The sequence below is a fragment of the Chloroflexaceae bacterium genome, from assembly GCA_025057155.1.
Classification (GTDB): domain Bacteria; phylum Chloroflexota; class Chloroflexia; order Chloroflexales; family Chloroflexaceae; genus JACAEO01.
Map to the genome: position 1 here is coordinate 286,048 of JANWYD010000002.1, position 12,922 is coordinate 298,969.

A 12,922-nucleotide genomic window follows, 5' to 3' on the forward strand; every position below is an offset into this window, starting at 1 on the left:
TGCGAGCTGATCTCCGGATATTATAGCATAGTGGGGGATGGTCAACACGATATGCAAACATCTGGTGCGGCCTCGTTTAGTATAGTACCCTTTGTAATGGGGGCGCGCCAGCGGGAGTCTTCGTTGGCGTGGGAGACCTTGCGCCTGTGAAAGGACGCCCGTCGATGTCCATCGCGAACACGCAGCCCGGCGACTCGGAGCGGATACGCAGGTTGCCCAACTCGATCACCGTGGTGACCACTGCGGCCGGTGACGTGCTGGTCAACTGCCCGCCCGAGACGCTCAAGTACCTCCTCGCGAACCATATCAGCCCGCCAGCGACGATCCTGATCCCTCCCGATATTCCGCCTGGAAGTGAGTTAGGCTCCGGCGGTTTTGTGCGCCGGGGTATTAACTATGCCAGCGTTGAGTTTTTGATCTACTCCAACTATTTTGTCAACGGGCGCAAGGCGCGCCTGATCACGGTGACCGAGGCTCAGGCGCGCCGACTGCGAATGTTGCTCGAGGAAACGATCAACGGTCCGACTGATGCGGCTGCGTATGGCCCTTACACCTGGCTTCAGGCCGAATGCGCGGCAGTGGCTTATTATCCGCCACTGGGCCGCGCCCCTACGCTTGAAGATATGGCCGAGGTTGTGAGCCTGGAAGCCGGTGGCGGTACGCTGGGTCCGGTGAGCATCAACCTGGAGGGTGACGCATTTGTCTTTCGTGAAGGGGCAGTAGAGCTGGCGCGCGTGAGCGCGCGCGTCAGCGAGGTGGCCCTGCCGCTGACCCTGGCGCCGCCCCGACCATTGCAACGCCAGGAGGTGACGTTGCAGTTCATCGGTGGCAGCGATGGTTTCGATCCTGATGGCATTACGACCTGTTTTCTGGCCTACCTCGGTTCTTCTGTGGAAACCCAGGCTACGCTCTTCGATGCTGCCGCTTACGCCTACGTGCGTTTGAGCCATCTCGGCCTTTCCACGAGCCATATTGCCGAGGTCGTGCTCTCACATCTGCATGAGGATCATCTGGCCGGACTACCCGAGTTGATCCTGATGGGCAGCCACCGGGTGCGATTGCTGACCTCAGATCTGATCTATCGAGGCTTGCTGCGCGTGCTGAGCGCCATGCTCGACCTGCCGATCCCCGACGTGGCGGCGCTCTTCGATTATGTGCCGTTGAATCCGGGCACGCCGCTGGAGTTAGAAGGCCGGCGCTTCGAGGCGATCTACGCTGTCCACTCGGTGCCGACGCTGGCCGTGCGGGTCAATGGGGTGTGTTATTCGGGTGATATGCGCTACGACGAGGAGTGGTTCGATGAACTGGTCGCCCGGGGCGTGCTTTCAGAGCAGCGGCGCCAGGAACTGGTACGCTTCGCCGAAGGCGCGAGCGTGCTGGTGCAGGATGTGGGCGGCGGCACGATCCACAGCACCCTGTCGCCGCGTCTGCTCAAAGCGCTGACGGCCAAGAGCCAGCGCCTGGTGCTGGCCCATACGCGCACTCATGCCCTGCCGGAGACCAGTTCCGAGATGGCCGGACGCGTCGAGTTTGCCGCCAGCGGTTCGGTGGTGGGCCTGGGTGCGCCCCTGCCCGATGATGAGCAGATCGAACTGGTCGAGACCATCGCTGCCTGTCCGCTCTTCGCGCGTCTGTCGTCCGCCGAGCGGCTCGCTCTGGCCCGGCAAGTAGAGGTTGTGAGCTTCTCTGAAGGGGAAGTGATCTTTCACGAGGGTGAACCTTCAGATGGGTGCGCCTACATTGTCCATTCGGGCATCGTAACCATTAGTATTGGCGAGGCGCCGGTGCGGGTGCTCGGGCGCGGCAGCAGTCTTGGCGAGCGAGGTGCGCTGCTCGGTGGCGCGCGCACCAGAACCCTGGTGGCCCGGGGTCAAGTAACACTGTTATGCCTGAGGCCCGAGGTCTTCTGGCCGGCGGCGGAGCGACTGGGGCTGGCGACAGCCTGCGCCCGCGCTGATTGGCTCGCCGAGACGCCGGTGTTAGGCGCGTTGCCCTGGGCCAGTCTTCTCGACCTGGCGCTTGACTTTGAGCCTCGATCGCTGAGCGTCGGAGAGCGTTTGTTTGTGAGTGGCGAGCCGGGCTATGAAGGCTACGTGCTTGTCGAGGGCGCTGTGCAATTTTCAACCGCCGAAGGTCTGGTAGTTGACGAACTCCGGCAACCAGGACGGCTTTTTGGCTACCAGGCCGCACTCTACGGCTCATCGCACCGGCTAACTGCCAGCGCTACCGCGCCGACTGTCGTCTGGGCATTAGCGGCGCCGGCGCTCGAGCGTTTCAACCTCCTGTACCCCCAGTTGCTCATGCATCTGCGAGCGCTCGGTGCGCCGAGCGCTGGCGACGCAGGTGTTTCGTTCGCGTAAACACAGGGATGCGGAGAGGCCCGGCCTCCCGCATCCCGCTCAGAACTGTTTGCCTCAGCGCGCTGCCTTGAAAACATACACGTGCACGGCCATCGCTTCCAGCGACCCCTGCAAGCGGCCCGCATTGAAGGTCATCCCTCCTGGACGCCGGTCAAAGACAGGCTTTGCCGGCCCTGACACCGGCGTGGCCAGGTTGACCGTTACCGCGGACGCCCGATCGGTCGCGTTGACGACCATCACATACACTTCATCGCCGTAGCGCCACTGCGCCGCCAGGAGATCCGGCTTGCCGGTTGGCAAGGGTGTATAGAGGCCGTCGAGCAGTATTGGCGTCAGCCGTTGCACTTCGGGCGCCAGTTCCCGCAGCGCCCCTAATACCGCCGGATGCTTCTCCAGCCGCCAGTAGCCGTCATTGTAGGTGTAGTAGATAATGCCACGCACGTTGTTGACCAGCGCCTGGTAGGTCATATTGCGGATCTCAACCGCCGTCGGCTCACGCTGCTCTGGCCAGGCAAAGGCCTGGAGATTGGCGATAATCGGGCGATTGAAGGGTCGGGCCGCGGCGATTGCGGTTGCAAGCGCGTAGTTCACGTGCCCGATACGAGCGTGCTCCCAATAGGTTTTACCAATCGGATATGACTGCATCGCGACCGTATCAGCGCTCTGCATGAATAAATGGATGCGTTGGGGGACGAAACCGCTGATGTAGGTTGGATGCTGGCGATCAACGCTTTTGACCAGTTGATTGATCCGACTTACCAGTTCCGGGGTGTAGTACTCGCCGTCGTCCACATCGTCGGCGATACTGTAGGCCAGCAGCGCCGGCCCGTCTTTGACGTGTCGAATGGCGCGCACAATGCCGGCGTCATCGAGTTCATACGGGTAGATCTCGGCGATCAGGCGCATCCCCAGCCTTGCCGCATCGGCCTGGAGGTCGGGGTAGTTGAGGCGGATCGGGGCGAGCAAAGTATTAAACCCGCTGGCGGCAATCGAGCGTAGCGTCTCTGGACGAAACTCTTCGCTGTTGTACTGGGGGTACAGCCCAAAGCCAAAGGGAAAAAAGGGCTGCCCATCCACCAGCAGGGCGCTGTCGGCGCGGATACGCACCCCCCTCTCGCTCAGCGCGCCCCCGGCGGATGGAACAGCAGTTGGCGGCGTTGTCGGCGCGGTAGGCGACGGCGCCGGTTGCTCAGCGGGGCGCGTGGGTCGCTCGGTAGCCGGGGGAACTGGGATGGACATTGGCGAAACGCTGGCGACTGGCGGGCTGGAGACAGCCGTTCCGCAGGCCAGCAACAGGATGCAGCCGAGCGGCAGTACGGCGCTCCGGCGCAGCATCCAGGCGAGTATGGAAAGTGCATGTTGCATCGTCGCTGTTCTCTGATCTCCAGAGAGCGCCACTGGAAGGTTGGGTCTGGGAGGACGCGGCCCTCCGAGACCGACTTTAGCCGGCGAGGCAGCGTTGCAGTTGCGTACAGACGTAATCCACTTGATCCTCACTCATGACACTTGAGAATGGCAAGGCCAGCGACACGTCACCCAGGTGCTCGGTTACAGGCAAATCGCCGCGCCGGTAGCCAAAGCGACTCTGGTAGAAGGGCTGCAGGTGGATGGGAGTGAAGTAGGGCCGGCTGGGGACGCCCGCCTCTGCCAACTGGCGCATCACCTGGTCGCGGCTGGCGGGCGCCACGATGCGCACTACATAGACGAACCAGCTCATCGCAGTGGTGGTTGGCGCAATGTACGGGCGTTCGACCAGTTCCAGATCGGCCAGGCGCTCGTTGTACCAGCGCGCCACCTGGGCGCGCTTCGCCAGCAGCTCGTCCAGACGCCGCACCTGCACCAGCCCCAGCGCGGCGCTCAGTTCATCCAGGCGGTAGTTATAACCCAGGCGGGTGTGGTTGAGCCAGGCGTCAAAGACATCACGCCCCTGATTGCGCAGGCTGCGGAAGAGGTCAGCCCACGCCGCGCGGTTGGTGACGATCATGCCGCCTTCGCCGGTCGTCATTTGTTTGTTAGGATAAAAGGCGAAAACCGCCGCGTCGCCGATGGCGCCTGCGGCGCGACCTTTGTAGGTTGCGCCAATTGCCTCGCAGGCGTCTTCGATCACGGCCAGGCCGTGGTCGCGGGCCACTCCCAGAATGGGATCCATGTCTGCCGGTTGCCCAAAGGCGTGGACTGGCAGCAGCGCCTTCAGCCGGCCCTTTGGCGCATGGTCGCGCAGGGCGGGCGGCAGCCAGCGCCTGGCGGCCGGCCCGCCCCGCGCCAGATCCGCAGCCGCTTCCGCCGCCAGGTTTGGATCGATATTACCGGTTGCCCGATCAACGTCTATGAAGACCGGCACCCCGCGCTCGTACAGAATGCAGTTCGCCGAGGCGATGAACGAGAACGAGGGCGTCAGCACCAGGTCGCCGTCACCGATGCCGGCGGCGATCACGCAGAGGTGCAGGCCGCTGGTTCCCGAGTTTACGCCTACCGCGTGGGCGACTCCCACCCGGTCAGCCAGGGCCTGTTCAAAGGCCTTAATCTGTGGCCCGATGCTAAGGATGGGAGTATGCAATACCTCCGTGACGGCGGCAATCTCGGCATCGGTCAGATCCGGCGAGGACATCGGAATGGATACCGTTGTGGTCATGCTAAACTCCGCGAATGCTGCTAGATGTTGAGGCCGGCCCTTTACACGCCTTGCAGGGCCTCAACCAGTTCCGCGAGACCGGCCGGGTTGTCACCGAAGTTCATGCGCCCGACGCGCCGATCAATGGCCCGCATCAGGCCGGTAAGCACCTTCCCCGGCCCCACTTCGACCACGGTGCTAATCCCCGTTTCAATCAGGCGACGCATCGAGGCGACCCAGCGCACCTCGCGGGTAAGTTGCTCGCTCAACTCCTGTCGCACCGCCTCAGCCGAGGCGAGCCAGTCGGCAGATACGTTGCCGAGCACAGGGATCGCCGGCGCCGCAATCGGCGTCGCCGCCAGCACTTCCAGAAAGCTCCCTAGCGCGGGCTGCATGAGCGGTGTATGGGGGGCCACGCTGACCTTGAGCGGAGTGGGCGGGAGGGCGCCTGGCTGCTCCTGCACCAGCGCCGCGAAGGTCTCCAGAGCGCGCCGATCACCGGCAACTACGATTTGACCGGGGCAGTTATCGTTGGCAATGGTGATCACTGCGTCGGTGATTTGCGCCGCCCTGTCGCAGAGCTGGCTCACCGTGTCCCGCGACTGGCCCAGTACGGCCATCATGCCGCCGGGAGCCAGTTCGCCTGCCGCCTTCATGGCCAGGCCACGCGCCCGTACCAACCGCAGCGCGTCGGCGAACTCGAGCGACCCTGCCGCGACCAGGGCGGCATACAGGCCCAGGCTGTGACCGGCTACTGCGGCCGGCGGCGTCGTCAGGGCCTCGCGCAGCGTTCTCCAGGCCGCGATGCTGGCCACGAAGATCGCCGGCTGAGCGTTCGCTGTATCATTCAACTCCAATTCCGGTCCATCAAAGCAGAGCGTTGACAGGGCGAAGTCAAGCACAGCGTCGGCCTCGGCAAAGACTGCCGCCGCTACAGGCGATCCCTCGACCAGCGCCTTGCCCATCCCCACAAATTGTGAGCCTTGACCGGGAAAAAGGGCCGCGTACATTGTCATGGTCTCGTTTCGCTCCTTGTGTGCGCCCCTACCGCTCCGCGGCTTCTCGCGTAAAAACCGGCCTGGCGGGATTGCCTACCACCGTCGTATCCGCCGGCACAGAACGAGTCACCACCGCGTTGGCGCCGATTGTAACGTTGTCGCCGATGGTGATGTCGCCAAGTATCGCCGCTCCGGCGCCGATGGCGACATTATTGCCAATGCGAGGGGCGCCGATGTTCGAGATGCCAATAACCGAAACTCCAATGGTCACGCTGTGCAGCAGGGTGACATTGCTGCCGAGGATCGCCCGGTAGTGAATGACCGTTGGGCCGAGGTGCAGCACCTGCAACCCCGGTCCCACCGTGGTCTGCGGCAGCAGTTCCAGCCCCGAGTACATGCGCACCAGCGGGTAGAAGGCCAGGTAGCCGAGAAACGCCAGGAAAATGAGCGGATTGCGCCGGTTCAGCCACAACCAGTGCCCGATACGGTAGTACAAAACGCCCGCCAGCGCGGGGTGCAGATACGCTGATCGAAGGAAAACCACCAGCAGCGGAGCATCGCGGGAATAGCGGCGCAGGTCTTGCCGGATGGCGTCAATGGTCCAGGCCAGGGTCTTGCGGGAGGGGAATGGTACGGTGTTCACAACAGGCTCTCCGCGATGCGCTGTGTCCTCGTACTCGAATGCGATTTCGCTCCAGCCTCCCCCCAACGGGGGGGCGCCGGGGCTCTACCCCGCTGGGGGAGGATTGGAGGGGTAAGGGTTTAGCGAAAAATGTAGTTCGCAGACTGATCAGGCTGCCTGCTGGTGCTCCTCGGCCAGGAGGCGCACAATGTAATCGGCCAGACTGCCGACGCTGCGGAAGGGGCTGCGCTGCTGCGACATGGCCCGGCTGTCGGCGATGGTGATGGCGGTGTCCAGCCGAGCATTGATCTCCTGCTCCAGGTCGAGCACCAGGCTCACCAGGCGCAGCGAGTCCAGCAGGCCCTCGGGGCCATAGAGCCGGGTGCTTTCCTCGATCGGCAGGCCGGCTCTGGCCGGGTCGCCGGCCAGCAGATCCCGCAGGGTTGTCACGATCAGGTCCATCACGTCACTGCGGTTCATTCGTGATTCCTCCTGTAGCCGCCGGTTGACGGCGCATCTTCTTAAAGCGCTGGCTGTACTGTGCGTTCTCGACGATCAGGATCTTGGCCGGGATCTTGAACGCGGCCATGCGGTCACGGCAAAAATCGCGCACCCGCTTGCGGAACTGCGCCGCATCCTCCGGCTCGAACAGGTTGAAGCGTGCAACGACAATCTGCCCGGTTATCGGATTGGATTCACCGGTCACGGCCACATCGCGCACATTAGGCATCTGGAGCAGGACGCTCTCCACCTCGGCCGGATACACCTTCTGGCCGCCGACATTGATGATCTCCGACGTGCGTCCCAGGATGCGGATGTACTCGCCGTCCACCTCGACTGCATCGCCGGTGTTGAACCAGCCGTCGGCGTCAAAGGGCGAGGGCGCGTTCAGATAGCCGAGCATCGCGGAGCGCGCCTTGATCCACAGCGTGCCGTCCTGGATCTTCGTTTCGAAATCTTCGCCGCCAACTTTGACCCAGAGGGAGTCCGAGCTGCGCGACTTGGAGCGCATGATGCCGATCTCCGACAGGCCATAGGTTTGCAGCAGTTCTGCGTGGGGCAGGATCTCGTGGATGCGTCGGAGGGTATGCTCGGGCATCGGCTCGGTGCCGTAGGTGACCCGTTTGAGCGAGGAGAGATCGTGCCGCTTGTAGGCTTCGGAGATCAGCAACAGGTTGAGAAAGGTGGGCGAGGTGGGCAACACTTCCACCCGATGCCGTTCAATGGCCGCGCAGACCTTGTCGGGGTCGCGGTCCTCCACCGTGACGACGCAGCCGGTGTTGGAGAGTACATAGAGCAGGGTGTTGATGCCCCCGATGTGATCAAGCAGGAGGAAGGTCAGGGTGACCATCGAGTGGCGGGGCGTTTTGAACTTCTCCAGCAGATTGGTGAAGTTGTGCAGCGCGGCTTTGCTCTTGCCGGTCGAGCCAGAGGAGAAGAGCACCAGGCCCGGATCGCCACTGGCAATCAGTTTACGGGTCAGTTCGTTCGTCACTTCGGTGGGGCGGCGACTGATGCTGCTCTGCTCATTGCGGTCAATTGCAATCACCACCTGCACCTCGGCGATCTGCTTGAACTCCTCTTTGTGGACCTCGACGCTGGCGGTCAGCGGAACAAGGATCGTTCCCCGCTCGATAAGCGCCAGCATCAGGGCAACGACGTGGGGCGAATAATCGCCCTCAATCGCCACGACCGTTCCCGGTGCTACATCGGCGGCATCAAGGCGCGTTTCCCACTCGCGGATATGTTCCGTGAGCCACGCATAGGTGTAGGGTTGATCGCGCCAGATGATGAAGTTTCGCTCAGGTTCTCTGGCGAAACGCTCGAACAACCACGTCAGGCAACCCATATCAGGCTCCTCCCAGATAGATGATCTGGCCGGTAATGTAGTCGCTCTCTGGCCGGATAAAAAACTCCACCACATTGAACACATCGGCTGGCTGACCAAGCCGTTTGATCGCCAGCCGGTTCACAATTTCCTCAATTTTGTCGCGAGGAACGTTGCGGATCAGATCGGTCTCCACCGGCGTGGGACCGACGGCGTTCACCGTAATGCCAAACGGCGCCAGTTCGCGGCTCAGGACCCGCGTCAGCGCCTCAACGGCGCTCTTTGAAGCCACGTAAATCGACTCGCCCTCCAGCGACAGCGGAACGGCCACGGTGGTCAGATTAACGATCCGCCCGTACTGGCGCTTGCGCATCAAGCGGGCGCTCTCACGCGACACCAGGAAGGCGCCGCGCACGTTGATCTCCATGACCTGGTTGACCGTTGCGGCGGGGATCAGCAGAGCATGGTTCATCGAAGCGACGCCGGCATTGTTGATCGTAACGTCGAGCCGGCCAAAGCGCTGGCGGATCTGGCTCAGTAACCGTTGCACCTGCTGCTCATCACTGACATCGGCGCAGAGATGCCAGTAGCCCGCGCGTTCCCAGTCGGCAGGCTCGCGGCTGCATCCCACCACCTGGTAGCCGCGGTCGAGCAACTGTTCAGCAATAAACTTGCCCAGCCCCTTGCGACTTCCGGTTACCAGCGCGACACGTTGCGGTTCCATCTGGTTCGTTGTCCCTTCTGCTGTTAGAGCGCTGACCGATTGATTCACCGAGGACCCCGAGCCGTGTGGCTCGCTGCGCTCGCGCTGCTATCATGACGGGTCAAACTTTCGAGAAACGCTATAGCGCTCTACGGTCTGCGATCAGGAAGAAGAATGGGTTCGCAGGAAGCCAACGCGTCTTCCTCGCTTTCAGCTCTGTGACTAGAGAGGGGTCAAAGGTTATTCTGCGAGTTTTGCGACCTCCTGAAGCCTCCTGCTCCCGGCCAGGCGATGACCATGGCCAGCGCATAGGTGCGCGAGTGGGCGAAACTTACCGACCACTCGTGTAACGCCAGTTCAGCGGCGCGGATCCGCGCTGCGCCATGCAACCACACTTGAGACGGCCCGCGCGGGCCTGCAGCGATAATTTCCATCTCGCGAAGATCGACTCCGGTGGCGGCCAGGTAGTTCAACCCGGTTCCGAGCACCTTGGCGACCGCCTCTTTTGCGGCGAAGAGGCAGGCCAGCAGCGCCGCCTCCCGACCGCACTGCTTCTGCTCGCGGGGGGTGTAGATGCGGTCGAGGAACCGCGCGCCGTGCCGGTCGAGCAAGCGGGCAAAGGGGGCGATATCGGTCAGGTCGATCCCCATCGTAATAGACATAGGTTACTCGTCCGCTACACCCGGCTCGATTGGCGCCTGGACGACTGCAGCGCGTTCGTTCCACTCAAACGCCGTCACACCCCACGACAGCCCGTTGCCAAAAGCCGCGAGCAGCACGCGCATTCCCGGCTGGAGCCTGCCCTGGCGCGCCGCCTCGGCCAGAAGAATGGCCGTTGATGCGCCCGAGGTGTTGCCGAGTTCCTCCATCCAGTAAAAACGCTTCTCCGGCGGCACCTTGAGCGCCCGATAGATCTGATCAACCATCGTCTTGTTGGCCTGGTGCAGCAACACCAGATCAACATCATCGAGGGTACACTGGAAACGCTCCAGTGCCAGCCGGATCATCTTCGGAACATGCTGAACCGAAAAGAAGAAGACCGCCGGGCCGTCCATATGCAGGTGCTCCTGCGTGCGCACAATGCCCGTCTCATCGGTCTGCTCGCGGCGCGTCTCGGCCGTGCGGGGCATGCGTGCGCCCGAAGCGGGCATAATAATACTGCGGTAACCGCTGCCGTCTGTCCCCAGCAGGAAGCCCAGAAAGCCGCCTGACCCATTGATCGGTTCAAGCAAGGTTGCCGCGGCCCCATCGCCGAAGAGGGGCGCCAGCGCCCGATCCTGAGGGTGAATGTAGGGTGTGAGGGCTTCGGCGACCAGCACCAGGGCCTTGCGCGCCAGGCCGGCCGCCAGCATGCTGTGGGCCACGCTCAGGCTGTAAGGGTAGCTGGAGCAGCCCATCCCGATGTCGAAGGCGGCGCAGTTCTGGCTCAGGCCCAGGCGTTCGTGGAGCACGCACGCAGTTGCCGGCACCTGATAGTCGCCGGTCTGGGAGGCGAAGATCAGCAGATCAATGCTCGCCGGGTCAATCTGCCGGTCATCGAGCAGGCGCCGCGCGGCCCAGTAGGCCAGGTCGGCGGCCGTCTCACCCGGCGCGACGACGCGCCGCTCACGGATTCCCGACATTTTCACAATCGCTTCCATGTGCTGCGCGCCGAAGCGCTCAACCAGTTCAGCGTGCGTCAGACGCTGGCGCGGCACACAGTAGTGAACAGCCGTAATCGCGGAGTTCATCGGGCTATTCCACTTTCATTAGTGCAAGGCGTTTCCATCTCCGTCACGCTGCCGATCTTTGCTCAATCGCTTAGCGTGACGCCGTGCCGTTCGACCGCCGCCTCGATATCGCCGTACCGGCGGAGCTTGCTCGCCTCTTCAGGCAGAATCTTCACGCCCGCCTGCATGTCCAGTTCGATCATTAACGTCAGAACAGCCACCGACGTGAAGGTCTCGATCTGCGTCAATTCCGTGTCGCTCTGCAACAACTCTGGATCAACTTCGAGCACATCGGCCACAATGCGTCGTAGCTCTGCGCGGGTCATACAAAACTCCTTTCAGTCGCGACGAGTTGATTTTTTTCGGGAAGGGCTTCGCCCTTCCACGCCCTTTGCCGTTTGTATGTACTATCTTCCGGCTATCAGACCGGTAGTGCTGCATCCGAGTTGGGCCGAACGATTAGCGCGGCCAGTGCTATGGACTGACTATACCTGGCGATGAAACGCTACCCGTGCGGGAACACCAATGGCTGTCGCGCCATCAGGGATGTTTGTCATAGCGAAGGAACTGGCGCCCAGGGTGGCAAAGCGCCCCAGGGTGCGCCCCTGGGCAATGACCGCATTGGCCCCCAGCAACGCCCCTTCCTTGAGCACGCTGAAGCCGGACACGCGCCCGCCCGGCGCGACCTGGGCGAAGTCTTCGATAACGCAGTCATGCCCAATGGTCGTGTGGTTGTTGATCAGCACATAGTTGCCGATGCGCGCTCTGGGCGAGAGGATGGCCCGCGCGCCGATGTAGGTTCCCTGGCCGATCTCGACCTCCTCGGCGATCATCACCGAGGGATCAATGATGGTTGACGGGATCCAACCCAGGTCGAGCACGCGGGCTACAACTTTCTGTCTGGCCGTGTTGTCGCCAATCGAGCAGATGAAGCAGGCGGGTTCGCCGAGGGTTGCCGCCACCGCTTCCGGGGCGCCGAGCACCGGGTAACCCATGATTGTCTGCCCGTGTTTCGCGGGGTCGTCGTCGCAGAAGCCCAGCAGGGTGTAGGCCGCGCGCGCCGCATTGGCGTTCTGAAAGGCCCAGACGACATCTTTGCTGAAACCGCCGCTGCCAACCACGATAAGCGGGCGCTGAGGCATGAGCTGACCTCCACACTGGTAACCCTGGCCGGTTACAGGCATCGAACCCGGACGCTCCCGCCGGCCTGTCCGGCCGGGGCGTCCTAGCTGATCTCGCGAACCAGCATAAAGGCCTCGGCGGCCGGCATGCTGACAGTGCCGCCGCGCAGACGGGCCAGCGCCTCCAGCGATTGAAGCGAACGGGAGTGCGGTGGCGCCTTGAGCTGGGTGCGATAGCATTGCATCGCCTGTAGCTTCCGGTCCAGATAATCGGAAATATCCACGAACACTGTCGGCGTAAAGGTGCTGTGCCCGAAGGGAGAGGCCCAGTCGGTCTCTGACAGTGTCTCATAGCAGAGCAGACGCCGCACAGGGCAGCCATTAATGGGACGCGAAGCCACCAGGGCCGCCTGATACACTGCCTGGTGGTCAACGTGCAGATCGGCCTGATAGGGCGCGTACACCACCTCGGCCTGCAGGTCGAAGATCAGCTTGCGGAGCGCGTCAGCCAGGGCGTACCCCGGTACTGTGTCCAGCCGCGGCGAGGGGAAGTCCAGGAAATGGATCCCGGCGCCGCCCAGAAGCCGGTGCGCGGCTCGGAGTTCGCTGAAAATCTCTTCGACATAGGCCGGCGGAAAGACCGCGGGATCGCCCCGGGTGACCACGGCTACGTGCACCTTGTCGCCCCTGTCGGCGTGGCGAGCCATCACTCCGCCACAGCCGAGCACTTCATCATCCGCGTGCGTTGCGATCACCAATACATTCATTAGATTGCCCCCTTTCTTATGGTTTCGCTGCGCGGACGGTCGCTTAACGGTTGGGGGGGCCGCAGGAGGTGGAGTTTCTCTTCAATACCTTCGCTGCGGAGGAGAGCCTGAGGGGGTGAAGCCCTCCCAGGAAACCTCACAATTCTAGTTGTACAAATCGTCAACACTTCTGGTCACAATTGCCAGTGAATGGATTCAACTAC

General features: G+C 62.7%; 13 protein-coding genes. 1 reads left to right on the top strand and 12 read right to left on the bottom strand.

Annotated features, from left to right (window positions below; translation table 11 throughout):
- The first annotated feature begins 164 nt into the window (after positions 1-164).
- A complete protein-coding gene (locus tag NZU74_02465; GenBank protein ID MCS6880169.1) occupies positions 165-2,360 on the top strand; it encodes a cyclic nucleotide-binding domain-containing protein in 2,196 nt (731 codons plus the stop codon).
- Positions 2,361-2,414: 54 nt separating this feature from the next.
- Here the strand turns inward: NZU74_02465 and NZU74_02470 are convergent, their stop codons facing one another.
- The 12 genes from NZU74_02470 to NZU74_02525 form a co-directional block, all read right to left on the bottom strand.
- A complete protein-coding gene (locus tag NZU74_02470; GenBank protein ID MCS6880170.1) occupies positions 2,415-3,725 on the bottom strand; it encodes a hypothetical protein in 1,311 nt (436 codons plus the stop codon).
- A 76-nt stretch (positions 3,726-3,801) separates the two neighbouring features.
- On the bottom strand, positions 3,802-4,992 hold the full coding sequence (locus NZU74_02475) for a DegT/DnrJ/EryC1/StrS family aminotransferase (protein MCS6880171.1): 1,191 nt from the start codon (positions 4,990-4,992) through the stop codon (positions 3,802-3,804).
- Between the two features lie 41 nt (positions 4,993-5,033).
- On the bottom strand, positions 5,034-5,987 hold the full coding sequence (fabD, locus tag NZU74_02480; protein MCS6880172.1) for an ACP S-malonyltransferase: 954 nt from the start codon (positions 5,985-5,987) through the stop codon (positions 5,034-5,036).
- Between the two features lie 28 nt (positions 5,988-6,015).
- On the bottom strand, positions 6,016-6,612 hold the full coding sequence (locus tag NZU74_02485) for a hypothetical protein (protein MCS6880173.1): 597 nt from the start codon (positions 6,610-6,612) through the stop codon (positions 6,016-6,018).
- A 147-nt stretch (positions 6,613-6,759) separates the two neighbouring features.
- Positions 6,760-7,071 carry an acyl carrier protein gene (locus NZU74_02490; GenBank protein ID MCS6880174.1) on the bottom strand — a complete coding sequence of 104 codons (312 nt, stop codon included), beginning with the start codon at positions 7,069-7,071 and terminating at the stop codon, positions 6,760-6,762.
- Positions 7,058-8,440 (bottom strand): fatty acid--CoA ligase family protein, encoded by a 1,383-nt coding sequence (locus NZU74_02495; GenBank protein ID MCS6880175.1) that lies wholly within the window; start codon positions 8,438-8,440, stop codon positions 7,058-7,060. Before NZU74_02495 ends, NZU74_02490 begins: the two co-directional genes overlap by 14 nt.
- Before the next feature lies 1 nt (position 8,441).
- Positions 8,442-9,143 carry an SDR family oxidoreductase gene (locus tag NZU74_02500; GenBank protein MCS6880176.1) on the bottom strand — a complete coding sequence of 234 codons (702 nt, stop codon included), beginning with the start codon at positions 9,141-9,143 and terminating at the stop codon, positions 8,442-8,444.
- A 212-nt stretch (positions 9,144-9,355) separates the two neighbouring features.
- On the bottom strand, positions 9,356-9,784 hold the full coding sequence (locus NZU74_02505) for a 4'-phosphopantetheinyl transferase superfamily protein (protein ID MCS6880177.1): 429 nt from the start codon (positions 9,782-9,784) through the stop codon (positions 9,356-9,358).
- A 3-nt stretch (positions 9,785-9,787) separates the two neighbouring features.
- Positions 9,788-10,852, bottom strand: coding sequence for a ketoacyl-ACP synthase III (locus NZU74_02510; GenBank protein MCS6880178.1), 1,065 nt, complete (start codon positions 10,850-10,852; stop codon positions 9,788-9,790).
- Between the two features lie 62 nt (positions 10,853-10,914).
- On the bottom strand, positions 10,915-11,157 hold the full coding sequence (locus NZU74_02515) for a hypothetical protein (GenBank protein MCS6880179.1): 243 nt from the start codon (positions 11,155-11,157) through the stop codon (positions 10,915-10,917).
- A gap of 159 nt (positions 11,158-11,316) precedes the next feature.
- Entirely contained in the window at positions 11,317-11,973 is a 657-nt protein-coding gene (locus tag NZU74_02520) for an acetyltransferase (GenBank protein ID MCS6880180.1), read from the bottom strand.
- 83 nt (positions 11,974-12,056) lie between these two features.
- Positions 12,057-12,707, bottom strand: coding sequence for a PIG-L family deacetylase (locus tag NZU74_02525; protein MCS6880181.1), 651 nt, complete (start codon positions 12,705-12,707; stop codon positions 12,057-12,059).
- Between the last annotated feature and the right edge of the window lie 215 nt (positions 12,708-12,922).